The sequence below is a fragment of the Duganella sp. GW822-FHT06D06 genome (assembly GCF_058799615.1).
The window spans coordinates 68,586-85,103 of sequence record NZ_JBXALQ010000021.1 but is presented as its reverse complement, the minus strand read 5'-3'; the positions used below and the strand labels follow the sequence as shown (position 1 = coordinate 85,103).

At 66.7% G+C, this 16,518-nt stretch carries 12 protein-coding genes; 5 read left to right on the top strand and 7 right to left on the bottom strand.

Annotated features, from left to right (window positions below; translation table 11 throughout):
- Position 1: 1 nt before the first annotated feature.
- The 3 genes from AC1RMD_RS27485 to AC1RMD_RS27475 all read right to left on the bottom strand — a co-directional run bounded on the left by AC1RMD_RS27485 (position 2) and on the right by AC1RMD_RS27475 (position 6,598).
- Positions 2-4,438 carry a DEAD/DEAH box helicase gene (locus AC1RMD_RS27485; protein ID WP_492931399.1) on the bottom strand — a complete coding sequence of 1,479 codons (4,437 nt, stop codon included), beginning with the start codon at positions 4,436-4,438 and terminating at the stop codon, positions 2-4.
- A gap of 70 nt (positions 4,439-4,508) precedes the next feature.
- Entirely contained in the window at positions 4,509-5,600 is a 1,092-nt protein-coding gene (locus AC1RMD_RS27480) for a Gfo/Idh/MocA family protein (protein WP_492931397.1), read from the bottom strand.
- A gap of 113 nt (positions 5,601-5,713) precedes the next feature.
- A complete protein-coding gene (locus AC1RMD_RS27475; RefSeq protein WP_492931395.1) occupies positions 5,714-6,598 on the bottom strand; it encodes a LysR family transcriptional regulator in 885 nt (294 codons plus the stop codon).
- 131 nt (positions 6,599-6,729) lie between these two features.
- Between AC1RMD_RS27475 and AC1RMD_RS27470 the strand changes: the two genes are divergently transcribed.
- Positions 6,730-7,401 (top strand): FecR family protein, encoded by a 672-nt coding sequence (locus tag AC1RMD_RS27470; protein ID WP_492931393.1) that lies wholly within the window; start codon positions 6,730-6,732, stop codon positions 7,399-7,401.
- Here the strand turns inward: AC1RMD_RS27470 and AC1RMD_RS27465 are convergent.
- On the bottom strand, positions 7,398-8,402 hold the full coding sequence (locus AC1RMD_RS27465; protein WP_492931391.1) for a zinc-dependent alcohol dehydrogenase family protein: 1,005 nt from the start codon (positions 8,400-8,402) through the stop codon (positions 7,398-7,400). The two genes, AC1RMD_RS27470 and AC1RMD_RS27465, sit on opposite strands and share 4 nt — an antisense overlap.
- A 125-nt stretch (positions 8,403-8,527) precedes the next feature.
- On the opposite strand from AC1RMD_RS27465, the gene AC1RMD_RS27460 reads away from it, so the two are divergent.
- Positions 8,528-9,445, top strand: a complete 918-nt coding sequence (locus AC1RMD_RS27460; protein ID WP_492931389.1) for a LysR family transcriptional regulator — start codon at positions 8,528-8,530, stop codon at positions 9,443-9,445.
- On the opposite strand, the gene fur is transcribed toward AC1RMD_RS27460, so the two are convergent.
- Entirely contained in the window at positions 9,408-9,860 is a 453-nt protein-coding gene (gene fur / locus AC1RMD_RS27455) for a ferric iron uptake transcriptional regulator (protein ID WP_492931387.1), read from the bottom strand. The two genes, AC1RMD_RS27460 and fur, sit on opposite strands and share 38 nt — an antisense overlap.
- 411 nt (positions 9,861-10,271) lie before the next feature.
- Between fur and AC1RMD_RS27450 the strand changes: the two genes are divergently transcribed.
- From AC1RMD_RS27450 to AC1RMD_RS27440, 3 genes are read left to right on the top strand one after another with little or no spacing between them, the layout of a single operon-like run.
- Positions 10,272-11,534: a porin gene (locus tag AC1RMD_RS27450; protein ID WP_492931385.1), complete on the top strand. Its 1,263-nt coding sequence runs from the start codon at positions 10,272-10,274 to the stop codon at positions 11,532-11,534.
- Positions 11,535-11,544: 10 nt separating this feature from the next.
- Entirely contained in the window at positions 11,545-11,970 is a 426-nt protein-coding gene (locus AC1RMD_RS27445; RefSeq protein ID WP_492931383.1) for a type 2 periplasmic-binding domain-containing protein, read from the top strand.
- Positions 11,967-14,627 (top strand): bifunctional diguanylate cyclase/phosphodiesterase, encoded by a 2,661-nt coding sequence (locus tag AC1RMD_RS27440; RefSeq protein ID WP_492931381.1) that lies wholly within the window; start codon positions 11,967-11,969, stop codon positions 14,625-14,627. The genes AC1RMD_RS27445 and AC1RMD_RS27440 overlap by 4 nt, the downstream gene beginning before the upstream one ends.
- On the opposite strand, the gene AC1RMD_RS27435 is transcribed toward AC1RMD_RS27440, so the two are convergent.
- Together AC1RMD_RS27435 and AC1RMD_RS27430 are read right to left on the bottom strand one after the other, a co-directional pair.
- The gene (locus AC1RMD_RS27435) at positions 14,614-15,234 is read right to left on the bottom strand and encodes a helix-turn-helix transcriptional regulator (protein ID WP_492931379.1); all 621 of its coding nucleotides are present in this window, start codon (positions 15,232-15,234) and stop codon (positions 14,614-14,616) included. The genes AC1RMD_RS27440 and AC1RMD_RS27435 overlap by 14 nt on opposite strands.
- Positions 15,231-16,457, bottom strand: a complete 1,227-nt coding sequence (locus AC1RMD_RS27430; protein WP_492931377.1) for an MFS transporter — start codon at positions 16,455-16,457, stop codon at positions 15,231-15,233. The genes AC1RMD_RS27435 and AC1RMD_RS27430 overlap by 4 nt, the downstream gene beginning before the upstream one ends.
- Positions 16,458-16,518 lie beyond the last annotated feature (61 nt).

The following is a 16,518-nucleotide window of genomic DNA, read 5'->3' as shown; positions in this document are numbered from 1 at the left end:
TTCAGGCATGTACCAGCGCGGTATGCAGCGCTTCGCGGTCGTCGGCGGACGACTGGTACAGGTAGTTGAATTTGCCGGCCACCATGGTCGCCACCGGCAGGCCGTCGCGGAACAGGATGCGGTTGCCGGCCAGCGCGGGGATTTTGTCGCCCGGTAGCAGCGTGCCGCACAGGTTGAGCGGGTCGATGCCGGAGACGCATGCCAGGCTGCCGCTGTGCTGGCGGCGGCGCACGTCGCGCAGCAGCGGGATGGCTTCGGGCAGGGCGAACTGTTCGCCCGACAGGCCGGCGATGAAGCGGCCGCCGCGTATCTCGCCGCGCGCTTCCAGGCGGTGGTAGACCGGCAGCAGCTCGCGCCATGACGGCATCCACGCGGCCTCGCGTTCCAGCAATCGCCAGAACATCACGCCGTAGCGGCGCAGCAGCGTCATGGCGATGTGCTCCAGCGATTCGGGATCGGTGCGCGGTCTGCGGGCCGGCGGCGCGGCGCGGGTGGCGACGGCCTTGGCGTCGGCGGGCGCGGGCCTGCCGTTGATGCCGTCGATAGCGACGGCGATCTCGCTGACCCGCTCGCGGATCGTCACGCCGTCGCCGCGCCGCACCAGCGCCCAGCGTCCGGCTTCCTCCATGCTCGGTGCCGCGCCCGCGCCACGGTGGCGGCGCTTGTCGTTGCTGGACTTCTTGTTCGCCGGTAGCAGCATGGCGCGCAGGCCGGCAAAGCTGTCGGCGTTGACCAGCCCCGTCGCCACCAGCTCGCCCAGCGTATTTTCCAGTTCCACCGGCAGCAGGCGCGCGTCGTGCACAAGTTCGTCGAAGAACATGGCGCCGTCGCGCCGCAACGCGTCGAGCACGCGCGCGGCGCGCGGCGATACTTCTATCTCGCCGGCCACCGCCGGCAGCGCGTGCCACAAGGCCAGTTGACGGCGCGGCAGCAGCACCAGCGGCGTATTGCGCACCGGCCCTCCGGCGGCGCTGGACGGTGCGCCGATGCGTGTCCAAACCAGTTTGCCGTTGCGGCACAGGTCATCGAGCCAGGACTTCGAATAGTCCCTCATGCGCAGCGACAGCAGATCGCTTTCCCATGCGCCGGCGCCGGCTTCGTAGCCTTCCAGCTGGGCCAGCAGCAGCGGCAGCGATTCCTCGCCTTGCAGCTGGGTGTCCGGCGACAGGTGCTGCCAGTCGAACAGGAAGCGCATGAAGTCCTGGCACTCCACCGGTTCGATTTCGCGCCGCAGGCTCTTGATGGTGTAGCGGTGGATGCGCGCCAGCAGATGCCGTTCGCACCATTCCTCCACCTTGACGCCGGGCGAGAAGCGGCCGCGCATCACATAGCCTTCGCCTTCCAGCTGCGTGAGGGCGATGATGGCGGTGCCGGCCGTCAGGCCCAGCGCGCTGGCGATGGCGACGACCGGAAGCGGGCCGAATCCGCTTAGGCGCGCGCGCAGGATTTCGACCAGCGCGGCATCGGAGGTCCAGCCGCCATCGGCATCGAGGTTTGCATCGGCGGCGGCGGTCAGCGTCGGCATGGCGTGCGCCTGTGGATAGGCAGCCTGCACGCAAGGCAAGCGCTCCAGCGCTACCCAGAAGTCGATGTTGCCGGCCGCCTCCGCGTCGGCGCGCATGCGCGTCGCTCGTCCGCTGGCCGCCAGCGCGTCCAGCCATCCTGTCCAGCCGTCGTTGGAAGACGCCTCCGCCTGCGTGATGCAGGCCAGCGACATCAAGGCCTCGTGCATCTCGTCGGCGTTGCGCACGCTCGGCCAGGCTTCCTCCGCCACGCTGGCGATGGCGCTGGCGTCGAGCGCGCCCAGGTCGTCGGTGGAGGCGGGATCGGTCCAGCGCCGGTTGATGACGGCCTGCGTGCGGCGCTCCTCCAGCGGCGCGTCGTCGAGGAAGGCGTAGGGGCGGGCGTTGAGGATCTCCATCGCCAGCGGCGAGGGTGCCGGCAAGTCACGCGCGATCAAGGTCACTTCGCCCGCTTCCATGCGGCGCAACAGGGCCAGCCAACCCTCGCAGTCCATGGCCTCGTGCAGGCAGTCGTCCAAGGTCTGGTCGACCAGCGGATGGCTGGGCAGCTCGCGCTCGCCGACGATATTTTCCAGGCACGCCGCCTGGTCGGGGAAGACGGAGGCCAGCAGGTCGTCGCTCTTCATGCGCTGTAGTTGCGGCGCGACTTTGCGGCCGCCGGCGTAGCGAGGCAGGGCCAGCGCGGTGGTGGCGTTCCAGCGCCACCGCACGTTGAACAGCGGCGCGTCCAGCAGCGCCTGGATCAGTATGTGCTCGGCGGTGGCCGAGCGCAGGTAGCGCCACACCTCGTCCAGCGGAAAACTGTGCGCGGTCGACAGCGACAGCACGATGGCGTCCTCGGTGGCCGCTGCCTGCAATTCGAAGTTGAAGCTGCGGCAGAAGCGCTTGCGCAGCGCCAGTCCCCAGGCGCGGTTGATGCGGCTGCCGAAGGGAGAGTGCAGCACCAGCTGCATGCCGCCCGATTCGTCGAAGAAGCGCTCCATCACCAGCGTGTCGCGGGTGGGCAGGGCGCCCAGCGCCGCGCGCGAACGGGCCAGGTATTCGACGATCTGGCGCGCGGCGTCATCGGCCAGGCCGAGATGCTCGAACAACCAGTCGACGGCGCGCTCGATGGCGGCCGCGCCGTCCGAGACGGCCGCCAGCTGCCGCTCGATCTCGCCGCGCAGGCGCGCCACGCCCATCGACAGTTCGTCGCTGCGGCCCGGCGCCTCGCCCAGCCAGAAGGGGATGTTGGGCGCCGCGCCATGCGCATCCTCCACCCGCACCTTGCCCGCTTCGATGCGCTGGATGCGGTACGACGTATTCCCAAGCTGGAAAACATCGCCGGCCAGGCTCTCGACGGCGAAGTCTTCGTGCACCGTGCCGACCATCTGGCCCTGCGGTTCCAGCACCACCGTGTAGTCGGCGTTGTCCGGTATGGTGCCGCCGGAGGTGACGGCGGTCAGCTTGCCGCCACGCCGGCCGCGCAGCGCGCCGGCCACCGTATCTCGGTGCAGGTAGGCGCCGCGCACGCCGTTGCGGCCGGTGTAACCCTCGGACAGCATGCGGATCACGGCGTCGTAGCTGCCGCGTTCCAGCTGCGCGTAGGGAGAGGCGCGGCGTACCATGTCGAACAGTTCGTCCTCGCGCCATTCGCGGCTGGCCACTTCGGCGACGATCTGCTGCGCCAGCACGTCCAGCGGCGCGACCGGGATGTGCAGCAGGTCCAGCTCATCGCGGCGCACGCAGTCCAGCAGCGCCGCGCATTCGATCAGGTCATCGCGCGACGTGGGGAACAGGCGGCCCTTGGGCAGGCCTCCCACCTGGTGACCGGAGCGACCCACGCGTTGCAACAGCGAGGCGATATTCCGCGGTGAGCCGATCTGGCACACCAGATCGACGTCGCCGATATCGATGCCCAGTTCCAGCGAGGCGGTGGCGATCAGCACGCGCAGCTCGCCGCGCTTGAGGCGCTGTTCGGCGTCGAGCCGGTATTCCTTGGCCAGGCTGCCGTGGTGCGCCGCCACCAGTTCCACGCCGAGCCGCTCGCCCAGGTGGCGCGCCATGCGCTCGGCCATGCGCCGCGTGTTGACGAACACCAGCGTGGTCTTGTGCAGCACCGACAGTTCGGCCAGGCGGTCGTAGACGCGTTCCCACACCTCGTTGGCCATGACCGCCTCCAGCGGCACCGGCGGCAGTTCCAGACCCAGGTCGCGCGCCCGCACGTGGCCGACATCGACCACCGCGCAATCGCCGCCGGCGCCGACCAGGAACTGCGCCACCAGCGACAGCGGCTTCTGCGTGGCCGACAAACCCACCCGCACCGGCGGCTGCGCGCACAAGGCGTCGAGCCGCTCCAGGCTCAGTGCCAGGTGGCTGCCACGCTTGCTGCCGGCCACCGCGTGGATTTCATCGACGATCACCGTGCGCACGGTCGACAGCATGGCGCGGCCGCTGTCGGAGCCCAGCAACACGTACAGCGACTCCGGCGTCGACACCAGGATGTGCGGCGCACGGCGGCGCATGGCGTTGCGCTCCGTCTGGGTGGTATCGCCGGTGCGCACGGCGCTGCGGATGCCGTGATCGGCCAGCCCCATCGCGGCCAGCTCGCGGCTGATGCCTTCCAGCGGCGCCAGCAAATTGAGGCGGATATCGTTGGACAGCGCCTTCAACGGCGACACGTACAGCACCCGCAATTCGTCGGGCAGCGGAGCGCCGGCGCTTTCGGCCACCAGCGCGTCGATGGCGGCCAGGAAGGCGGTCAGCGTCTTGCCCGAGCCGGTGGGGGCGGCGATCAGCGTCGGCCGGCCGCCCTGGATCAGCGGCCAGGCGCGCCGCTGCGCCTCGGTTGCCGAGGCAAAGGCCGAGCGAAACCATGCCGCCACGGCGGGGTGGAAGTCTTGCCACAGGTCGGCGGCGGTGGGCGGTTTGCGCATCCCGCTATAGTTGGGGATGTCGCGTTGGAAGTCAATCGCCGGCGGCGATGACTGCACCGCCCGGGTGCGCCTATTTGAGCTGTACCCGCTGGCCGCTGGCGCTGGAGGCTTCGATCTTGTCGATCAGGTCGTGCATCACCAGCGCATCGGCAAAGGTGGGCGCCAGTCGGGTGCCGTCCTGCACATCGCGCGCATAGGCCGCATACAGGTTGGTCAGCTCCAGCTGGCTGCCACCCAGGTCGCTGTCCGGCAGCCAGTTGTACAGCTCAGGGACGGGCAGCACGCGCATCGGCTGGGCATCGCCTTGTGCGCCTTCGATGACGTTGAAGGCGTTGCCGAAGCTGGTGTGGTTGGATATTTTCAGGTCGCCGGCGGAGCCGGTCAGGTCCAGCTGCCAGCCGAAGTTATTGCGCTTGCCCGCTTCCAGGTGAGCCGCCAGCACCGCGCCGTTGGCGAAGCCGCCGCTCACCACCACCTGGTCCGCCAACGTGTGCGGCAGGATGTCGCCGGATTCGATCAGCGTCACTTGCTTGAACTGGTTGACCGTCAGCGCATGGATGCTGTCCGGGTGGCCCAGCATGGTGAAGACGGCGTCGAAGAAGTGGCCGCCGTAGATCGACAACAGGCTGGAAAAATTCTCGGCCGGGACGGTGAAGTACAGCGATTGCAGGCGCTCCCTCTGGAAGTATTCGACGCTGACGTGCAGCCGCACCGAGCGCAGCTCGCCGATGTAGCCGTCGCGCAGCAGGTCGTGCACATAGCGGTAGTCCGGGCCGAGGCGGCGTTGCAGGCCGACGATGTGGCGCACGCCGGCGCGCTCGGCCAGCTCCATCAATTCCCGCGACACGGCCTGGCTCGGGGTGAGCGGCCATTCGCTGTAGACGTCCTTGCCGGCGGCGATGGCGGCGCGTATCGCCTGCTCGTGGCTGGGCGCGGGATTGAGCACCAGCACCAGGTCGACTTCCGGATGGGCGACCAGCGCCTCCAGCGAGTTCAATGCGTACCTGATGCCGTGCTGCGCGGCGACCGCGTCGGCCTTTTCCTGGCTGCGGCTAAATATCGCAGTGATCTCGTATTGCGGCAGCAGTTTCAGGGATGGGATGTGGCCATATTCAGCCCAGGTGCCGACGCCGACGATGCCTACGCGGATTTTGCTGTTCATGCTGGCTCCTTCAAAATGTGTGGAGAGCCAGTCTGACGGCATCGGTTTCGAAGATAAATGGGGTGCGGTTCCGAAGATATCGGACCGATTGTTCCGATATCTTCAGGGCGCCGCTAGATACGCAGGTTCTGCACCACGTAGTCGATGAACACCCGCAGCTTGGGCGAGGCGTAGCGGCTGGCTGGCCACAGCATCGAAAACGTCACCGTCTGCTCCATGTGGTCGGCCAGGATGATCTGCAGACGGCCGTCCTTCAGCTCATCCTCGATGATGAAGGCGGGCAGGAAGGCGATGCCTTCGCCCTGTAGCAGCGCATAGGTGATCGCTTCGATGGTGCTGCACGTCATGCGCTCCGTCAGTTGCGGCTCCGGCTCGTCCGCCCCCAGCTTGAAGGGCCAACGCTCGATGCGGCCGGTGGCGGCGAACTTGTGCAGCAGGCAGTGGTGCCGCGCCAGTTCGCGCGGATGCGATGGCGTTCCATGCCGCGCCAGGTAAGCGGGCGAGGCCACCACCACCTGCGGGCAGGCGCCGATGCGGCGCGAGGCCAGGCGCGAATCGTGATGGGTGCCGGTGCGGATCACGGCGTCGAAACCTTCTTCGATGATGTCGACCATGCGCTCGGACAGGTCGATTTCCAGCGTGATGTCGGGATAACGGCGCATGAAGCCCGTCAGCGTCGGCATCACCAGGCCGGTGAGCTGCGGGGTGCTGACGCGCAGGCGGCCGCTGGGTTTGCCGGACAGCTCCGACAGTTCCGCTTCGGCCGCTTCCACTTCGCTGAGGATGCGCCGGCACCGTTCCAGGAACAGCGCGCCTTCGGCGGTCAACGTGATGCTGCGGGTGCTGCGGTGGAACAGCCGCACCGCCAGCCGTTCTTCCATGCGGGCGATGCCCTTGCCGACGGCGGACGAGGATACCCCCAGCTGCGCGCCGGCCTTGGTGAAACTGCGCGTCTCGGCGACGGTGACAAACATCGAAATGCCGCTCAGGCTGTCCATATTGCTACGCCCATCTAAGGAATTATTGCGGAAGTATCTGTCCGATATCCGTATGATTGCAAGCTATTTTTCCGCTTGCGGAGTGCCTGGCATGGTATAAAAGACCTGTTCAAATTCTGGATGGGTGATTCATGTCGATCAGGAATGCATTGGCGGCACTGCTGTTGTGGAGTTGCGCGGCGCTGGCTGCGGCGGCGCAGGTGGCGGGCGTGGTGGTGCAGGCCAGCGGCCCGATGACGGCGCGTTCGCCGTCCGGCGCGGTAAAACCGCTCAAGGCGCAATCGGAAGTGGAGAGCGGCGACACGCTGGCCACCGCCGCCGGCGCCTGGGCGCTGGTGCGCTTCATCGACAACAGCGAGTTGACCCTGAAGCCCGCCACCACCGTCGTTGTCGACCAGTTCACCTTCGACGGCGAGCAGCCGGACAGCGACCGCGCCGCCTTCACACTGGTCAAGGGCGGGCTGCGTTCGCTGACCGGCATCCTCGGCAAGCGTAACAAGGACAAGTTCGCGATGAAGACGCCCAGCGCCACCATCGGCATACGCGGCACCACCTTCTTCCTCGAATACCTGACCGGCAAGGGGGATGCCGAGCCGTCGCCGGGGCTGGAGCCGGGCCTGCATGTCCACGTCAGCGCCGGCGGTATTTCCATCGTCAACGAAGCAGGCCAGTTCCAGTATGACCCCGGCCAGTTTGGCTTCATCAAGAACACCAGCACCCGGCCGGTGAAGATGTTCGCCAATCCGGGCATGCAGTTCGCGCCGCCGGCCTCGTTCGGCGAGGCCGATACGCTCAAGCCTTAAATGTCGGCGACCTGCACCACCACCTTGCCGCGCGCCGTGCCTGCGGCCAGCGCGGTGTGGGCGGCGGTGACGCTGGCTGCATCCAGCGTGTAGACGCCGGCATCCAGCGCTACCTTCAACTTGCCGGCGGCGGTCAACGCGCCGGCTTCCTTCATGATGGCGCCGTGATTCGCGCGGCCCTTGCCGGACAACAGCGGCAGCAGCGTGAACACGCCGGAATAGGTCGCGGCGCGGAACGACAGCGGCGCCAGCGCATGCGTGCCCCAGCCCAGGCAACTTACCACGTGGCCGCCGTACTGGCGCACGGCGCGGAACGAGGCGTCCAGCGTGGCGCCGCCCACGGTGTCGTAGACCACGTCGTATCCTTCGCCGTCGGTGTACTGCTGAACGTACTGTTCGACGCCGGTGGCCTGGTAGTCGATGAAGGTCGCGCCCATTTTCTCGATGATCTCGCGCTGGTTGGCGCTGCCGGTGGCATAGACCTGCGCGCCGCGCGCCTTTGCCAGCTGCACCGCCATGTGGCCGACGCCGCCGGCGCCGCCGTGCACCAGCACTTTCATTCCCTCGCCGACGCGGGCGCGGTCGACCAGGCCTTCCCATGCCGTGATGAAGATCAGCGGCAGGGCGGCCGCCTCGCGCATCGTCAGCTGCGGCGGCATGTGCGCCAGCAGCAGGGCATCCACCGCCGCATACTGCGCCAGCGAGCCTTGTACATAGCCTATGCCGCCGGTCATGCCGAAGACGCGGTCGCCGGCGGCAAAGCCTTCCACGTCATCGCCGACGCTGTCAACGATGCCGGCGAGGTCGATGCCCAGCACGGCGGGCAGTTGGACCTTGGCGTGGTCGGCCTTGCCGGCGGCGATCTTGGTGTCGAGCGGGTTGACGCCGCTGGCGATCACGCGCACCAGCACCTGGCCGGCGGCGGCCACAGGGCGGGCGATCCGTTGGTCCGACAGTGGTGCGCCAAAGGCGTTCAGTACGACGGCTTGCATGGTGTTCATGGTGTTGCTCCTTGGCGATGAGTTGATGGAGCTATTCTGCGGCCGGGCGGCGGCTGGAAAAAGTGGGCTACGCCGCATTCACTATCCCGGAATCGTGGATAATCAGGCCAGAACAAGGAGAAAACGTGGACCGTCTGGATGCCCTCAAGGTTTTTTGCGCCGTCGTCGATGCCGGTGGCTTCAGCCGGGCGGCCGCCAAGCTGGGGATTTCGACATCGTCGGTGACCCACCAGGTCGGCGTGCTGGAGACACATTTCGGCGTCAAGCTGCTGAACCGCACCACGCGCAGCATGTCGCTGACCGACGAGGGCCGCCGCTGCATCGAGCAGGCGCGCCGGCTGCTGGAGGAAATGGAGGAGCTGGAAAGCAGCATGAGCGACGCCCACCAGGCGCCGCGCGGCAGCCTGCGGGTCGACATGCCGGGCATCCTGGCGCGCCAGTTCGTGGCGCCGGCGTTGCCGGGCTTCCTGGCTGCGTATCCCGAGCTGAGTGTGCGCGTGACCGCCAATGACCGCCTGATCGACATGGTGGACGAGGGCGTGGACGTGATGCTGCGTATCGGCGAGCTGCCCGATTCCGGCCTGGTGGCGCGCAGCGTTTTCAAGAACCGCTATATCTGCTGCGCTTCGCCGGAGTTCGTCGCGCGCCACGGCCGGCCGCGGCATCCCGATGAGCTGAACGATATCCCTTGCCTGAACTTCGTTTATCCCAAGGCCCGCCAGCTGCGGCCGTGGGTCTTTCAGCAGGATGGCCAGCCCTTCACCACCACGCCGCGCGGCGCCGTGGCGATGGACCATGTGGAATCGCTGATCGAGATGGCACTAAGCGGCGGGGGCGTGGTGCAGCATCTGTCGGTGTCGCTGATCGAGCCGTTGCGCAGCGGCGCGCTGGTGCCGCTGCTGGCGCAATGGCAGGCGCCGGGGCCGGATGTATCGGTGCTGTATCCGCAGCGGCACCAGCGCGCCGCCCGCGTCAAGGTGTTCGTCGACTTTGTCGACGCCTTGTTCAAGAACGCCGCAGCTTCCTGCCCGCCAGCGGGTTGATGGTGCCGGCGCACTCGCCGCAGAATCCATACAGCGACAGCGAATGCTCGTGCAGCACGAAGTTGCGCTCGCGCGCGACGACTTCCTGGCGCTGTTCGATCTCGGCGTCGAGGAATTCCTCCATGCGGCCGCAGTTGGTGCAGATCAGGTGGTCGTGGTGGCTGCCTTCATTCAGCTCGAACACCGAAGCCACGCCTTCGAAGTGACGGCGGATTAGAATGCGCGCATCGGCGAACTGCATCAACACGCGGTAGACCGTGGCCAGGCCCATGTCGATATGCTCTTCATGCAGCAGACGATAGACGTCGTCGGCGTTCAGGTGCTTGCTTTTCGATTCCTGGAACAGCTGCAAAATCCGCAGGCGGGGCAGGGTGGCTTTCAGTCCGAGCTTGCGCAGCTCCTGGGGGATATCCATATGGCTCCATGATGATAATGATTCTTATTCTCATGATAGCCGCAATTTATTTTATTGGCAACTAAGGCCGGCAACCGTGCACGTAGTCTCATCCGCAAGGTGGTCGGCGACGCAATATATTTGGTAGTGAAATGCTATTTTAATTAGTGTTTAATTATCAAAATACGTGGTTTTTCGATAGATTTTTTGGTGTTGTACTCTAATGCATCGACAGTTGCCGCACGGAAGTATAGAGTACTTATATCCGAATCAGTTCTTCGGAGCGGCGCCTTAGCCTCGCGCCACCCGCGACTTTCCCACCTTGTTGAGCATGACCGCCCGCGCTTGCGGACGGCGTCCGCGTCTTCGCGCGTCCTGAACACGGTGCACTTGGCAGAACACGCCGCATGTAACGATAGACAGGAACCACGAATGACGTTTGATTTTTCACCGCTGCGCGCCGCCACCCCGGCGTCGTTGGCCTTCACCTTGACGATGCTGTGCTGTGCCGTGGCGCAGGCCGACGAAGGCGCCGCCGCGCCGCGCTGGACCTTCGGTGGTTATGGCACGCTGGGTTTTGCGCACAGTAACGACAGCCAGTCCGACTTCACCGGCAACGTCCTTAATCCCGGCAACGCCGGCGCCAGCCACGAATGGAGCGCCACCGTGGATAGCCGCGTGGGCATGCAACTGGGCCTGAACCTGGACAGCCGCTGGTCGGCGGTGCTGCAGGTGGTGTCCGAGCGCACGCTGCAAAGCGGTTATGCGCCGAAGGTCGAATGGGCCAACGTCAAATACCAGGCCACGCCGGACCTGAGCCTGCGTGTGGGACGCATCGCGCTGCCGCTGTTCCTGGCCGGCGACTATCGCAAGGCCGGCTATGCCCTGCCGTGGGTACGGCCGCCGGTCGAGGTGTACGGCGCCATCCCGATCAGCAATAGCGACGGCGTCGACGCCAGCTACCGCTGGAGCGCGGCCGGCGTCAACAACGTCACCCAATTCTTTTTCGGCCACACCGATGTCACCGTCACGCCGCAGGCGCATGCCACGGCGCGCGCGATGACGGGTTTGTCCAACACTACCACCAGCGGCGCGCTGACCGTGCGCGCCAGCGTGATGAGCACCGAGCTGACGCTCAAGCTGGCGCGTGAACTGTTCGCCGGCTTGAACCAGTTCGGCCCGCAGGGCGCGGCGCTGGTCGCGCGCTACGATGTCGACGCCAAACGCGCCGACGTGATCTCGCTGGGCGCCAGCTACGATCCGGGCGCATGGTTCCTGATGGGTGAAGTGGGGCGCATGAACGCCCGCTCCTACCTGGGCGACAAGACCGCCGCCTATATCAGCGGCGGCTATCGCTTCGGCGACCTGACCCCATACCTCTCGTATGCCGTGTCGCGCGCCAATATGCAGACGCGCATTGCGGGCCTGGACCTGAGCGGCCTGCCGCCGCAACTGGCCGCCGCCGGCGCCCAGTTGAACCGCGGTTTGAACCAGATGCTGGACACGATGCCGCAGCAGCGCAGCATCACCGCCGGCGTCCGCTGGGACCTGCGCACCAACTACGCGTTCAAGCTGCAATACGATCGCCTGACGCCGCAGCACGGCTCGAACGGTACCTTCATCAACGTGCAACCGGGCTTCCAGTCCGGCCGCCCGATCAGCGTGATCAGCGCTTCGATCGATTTTGTGTTCTGAAGGGGATGACATGTCTATCCTCCGCTTAATCTCCTTGCTACTGCTGGTGCTGGCCTGCGCCGGCGCCGGTGGGGCCGAACTGGTGGTCATCGTCTCGGCCAGGAATCCCTTGTCGGCGCTGCGTCCAGAACAGGTGGCCGACATCTTCCTGGCGCAGACCGGCCGCTTCCCCGGCGGCGACGAAGCGATGGCGCTGGACCTGCCGCTCGGCAGCCCGCTGCGCGATGAGTTCTACAGCAAAGTGGCGGCCAAGTCGCCGGCGCTGATGAAGGCTTACTGGACCAAGATGGTGTTCACCGGCCGCGGCCAACCGCCGCGCGAACTGACCAACAGCATCGCCGTGCGCAAGATGGTGGCGGACAATCCTTCGATGATCGGCTATATCGACCGCGCGGCCCTGGATGCCAGCGTCAAGGCCGTGTTGGTGACGCGATGACAGCGCGCGCCGGCAGCGACACCCTGCGCAAGCGCTGGCTGCGGCGCGGACTGGACACCCACTTCTCGCTGCCGCTGTTCGCCATGCTGCTGCTGGTGGCGATCTGGGTGGTGACGTTCCACGAGATCGACGCCGAGCGCGCCCACGCGCGCGAAGTCGCCACCGATTCGCTGCGCGAGTTGATGGGCACCTACGAGGCGCAAGTGGCGCGTAGCCTGGATGGCATCGACCAGACGCTGCGCGTGCTCAAATACGCGGTCGAACGCAAGGGCGCGCTGGGCGCGCTGCCGGAGCTGGGCCGCGAGGGCCTGCTGCCGCCGGGCGTGGTGTTTGTGGTCAGCATCGTCGATCGCAACGGCCTCACCGTTGCCAGTAATCCGAAGGCGTTACCGATTTCGGTGGCCGATCAAAATTACTTCAAGTTTCACCAGGAGCGCGATAGCGGCGTCACCTTCGTCAGCCAGGCCACGCGCGACGCCGCCAACACCGAGTGGCATTTGCACTTCACGCGCCGGCTGGACGACGCCACGGGCAATTTCGCCGGCATCGTCATCGTCGAAACCGATCCCGCCTATTTCACCAGCAGCTACGAGCGCAGCCGGCTCGGCGAACACGGCATGTTGGGACTGGTGGGCAACGATGGCGTGGTGCGCTCGCTGCGCATCGGCGACAAGCTGTCCTTCGGCCAGCACATGGACGCGGCGGCGGAAAAGGTCGGCATTGCGGACGGCGTGCATCGCTTCAGCGGCATGCGCGAGCTGCATGGCGTCGCGCTGAACGTGCTGGTCGGCCTGTCGGAACGCGAGCAAATGGCGGGCTTCGAGCGCCAGCGCCGCGAGAAAATCTGGGAGGCGTCGGTCGCCAGCGTGGTGCTGGTAGTGAGCACCGCCTTGCTGTGGCTGTGGTCCTGGCAGGGCGCGCGCAACCGCGCCCGCGTGCGGCGCGCGCAGGAAACCTATGCTGCGGCTTCGGCGGCCAGCCTGGACGCCTTCTTCGTCATGCGCGAAGTGCGCGACACCGGCGGCGAGATCATCGATTTCGTCTTCGTCGACGCCAACTCGCGGGCCGAAAAGATGACCGGCTACAGCAAGGAAAAACTGCGGCTGATGACGCTGTGCGGCCTGATGCCGCAGGCGCGCAGCAATGGCATGTTCGACCATCTGGTGCATGTGACGCAGGTAGGCGGCGTGCATGAACAGGAATGGGAGAGCAATATCCCGCAACTGCGGGCGCGCTGGCTGCACCAGCAGGTGGTGCCGGTGGAGGGTGGTCTGGTGGCCATCGTGCGCGACATCAGCGAACGCAAGCTGGCCGAGGAGCGCATGCTACACCTGGCCCATCACGATACGCTGACCGGGCTGCCGAACCGCAGCCTGATCGCCAGCCGTCTCGATCTGACCATCGCCCAGGCCAGCCGCAACGGCGGCGCGGTGCTGGTGGCCTTCATCGACCTTGACGGCTTCAAGCTGGTCAACGACGGCCTGGGACACAACGCCGGCGACGAGCTGTTGAAAGTGGTGGCCGCGCGCATGAGCGCCTGCCTGCGCGCCGGCGACACGGTCGGCCGTTTCGGCGGCGACGAATTCGTGCTGGTGCTGAACGAGCCGCGTCACAGCGAGCTTGCGGCACCGGTGCTGGAACGGGTGCGCGAGGCGGTGCTCAAGTCGATCACGCTGAGCGGGCAGGATGTCCAGGTCAGTTGCAGTATCGGCGTGGCGGTCTATCCCCACGACGGCGCCGACGCCGAAACGCTGCTGATGCACGCCGACGCCGCCATGTACCGCGCCAAGGACCTGGGCAAGAACAACTGCCAGTTCTACACCCGCGAAATGAACGCCTGCATCGAAGAGAAACTGGTGCTGCTGGAAGGCCTGCGCGGCGCGTTGGACGAAGGCCAGTTCCGGCTGGAGTACCAGCCCAAGGTCGACCTGCACACGGGCCGCATCTTCGGCGTGGAAGCGCTGGTGCGCTGGGAACATCCTGAGCAGGGCTGCATCGGGCCGGACCGCTTCATCCCGCTGGCCGAGGAAAGCGGCATGATCATCGCGCTGGGCGAGTGGGTGTTGCAGACAGCCTGCCGCCAGAACCGCGCCTGGCAGGACGCCGGCTTGCCGCCGCTGCGGGTGGCCGTTAACGTCTCGCCGCGCCAGTTCGAGGAGCAGGGCCTGGTGCAGCGCGTGGCGCAGGCGCTGTCCGACAGCGGCATGGCCGCCGAATGGCTGGAACTGGAAGTGACCGAAGGCGTCATCATGCGCGACCTGCAGCAGGCCGTGGACAAGATGGCGGAGGTGCGGGCGATGGGCGTGTCGCTGGCGATCGACGATTTCGGCACCGGCTATTCGAGCCTGTCGGCGCTGAAGTCGTTCCCGATCAGCACCTTGAAAATCGATAAATCGTTTGTGCGCGACCTGGGCGTGAGCGAGGGCGATGAAGCCATCGCCAGCTCGATCATCGACCTGGCGCACCGCCTGCGCCTGCGTGTTATCGCCGAGGGCGTGGAGACCGAGCAGCAGCAAGCTTTCCTGCGCCGGAACGGCTGCGACGAGATGCAGGGCTATCTGTTCAGCCGTCCGCTGCCGCCGGAGCAGTTGCGGCAATTGCTGTTGACTTGTGCCTTTGCGCAGCCCGCGCCCGCGTTGGAGACTACAGCGGCTTGATCACATAGACGCAGCGGCGCGCGCCGTTGAGCATGTGCTCGACGCGGCCTACTGTGCATTCGGGGCCGAGCACGCGCTGGAATACGTCCAGCTCCGAGCGGCAGAACTTCTGGCACTGGCGCGCGGCCGCGCAGATCGGGCAGTGGTTCTCGATCAGCAGCATGCTGCCGTCGTCGCGGGTTTCGACTTCGGCCATATAACCTTCGGTGCTGCGCGCCTGCACCAGCGCCTGCACCCGCTGCGGCAGCGTGCCGGATGCTTGCAGATGCTGGCGGTACTGCTGCTCGCTGGCCGCCTCGCGCGCGCCGATCAGCTTATCGAGACCGGCTTCGCCGAACAGGCCGCGCACCTGGTCGATCAGTTGCAGCGTCAGGTCGGCGTGGCGGTCGGGGAAGCGCGCGTGGCCAGCCTCGGTCAACAACCAGCGGCGCGATGGGCGCCCCGGCTTGTCGGCCACTTCCTCATACGTGACCATGCCTTTTTCCTGCCACGATTCGAGCTGCTTGCGCGCGCCCATCGAGGTCAGGTTGAGCAGGCCGGCCAGCTGTTGCGCGGTTTGCGGGCCGCGCGTCTTCAACAGGAACAGCGTGTGTTCGGCGGTGTTCATTGCAGCGCGCCTTCCAGCTTGTCGCGGTCATCGCGGGCCATGCTGGCGTGCCAGGACTGCATGCGCCAGGCCGACCACGCCGTCAACGCCGCGCCCAGCACCAGGATCAGGCGCGTGTCGATCAGGGTCAGCACCGCGCCGATCAAGGCCATGATGATATTGGCCAGGCAGAAGGTGGTGGAGATCAGGCCCATGACGGCGCCTTGTCCGTGCGCGCCGAAGCGCTCGGCGCACCAGTTGGGGACGATGGCGTTGTAGATCGAATGGGGTATGCCGTACAGGATGATGGCGGCGATGCCGATCCATGCATTGCTGGCCGCGAGTAGCGCGATCAGCGAGGCCGTGACCAGCGCGAAGCGGCGCGCCCGCAGCAGCGGCTCGCCCTGGAACGGACGGCCGGCGAACATGGTGGTGGTGGTCATGACCGCACACATGGCGGCGGTGGTCCAGGCGATGCCGCGCGCGCCGAAGCCGGGCACTTCGACCAGCCACAGTGGATAGAATTCGTAGAAGGCGGTCACGCCGCAGGTGTAGGCCAGCGTGACGATGAACAGGTTGCGCAGGTCCGGCTCGCGCAGCAGGTTGAGCGAGTGGCGGTCGCGCGCCACCTGCCACCACGAGGTGGTCGCCAACGACGGCGCCTCGTTCGGCAGCACCACGGCCACCAGCAACGCCACCAGCAGCAGCGCCGCCACGGCGATCCAGAACGGCACCGTGATCCCCCAAACCAGCGTCATGCCGGCCAGCAGCGGCCCGGCCAGCCAGCCCATGTAGAAGGCGCCGTTCAGCCACGACAGGGCCTTGCGGCGCAGGTCGCCGTCCAGGCGGTCGGCCAGCATGGCGCGCGCCACCGAGCCGTTGCCTTCCAGCAGGCCGGTGACGAAGCGGGCGACGATGAACAGCGGGTAGGATTCCAGCAGCAGCGCGCAAGCCGTGGCGGCGTGGCCGATGGCGGCGCCGACCGCGGTGATCAGCAGCACCGGGCGGCGGCCGTAGCGATCCGACATCGGCCCGAGCAGCGCGGAGCCGATCAGCAGGCCGAGCGGATTGATGGTCAGCGCCAGGCCGAACAGCAGCTTGGGCGGCAGGCCGAGGAACTGGTTCAGACCATTGCTGACGCCGGCCGCGAACAGCGGCGGCAGGATGGGGTAGGGCAGCGACGCGCCTATCGTCGAGAGTAGGGCCAGCAGGCAGGCGGCGCCTATCAGCAGAGGTGTTTTCATCGGCGGCAATCAAAGGTAGCGAGTACCGACACTGTAAGCGGCCTCCGCTAATAAGTAAACA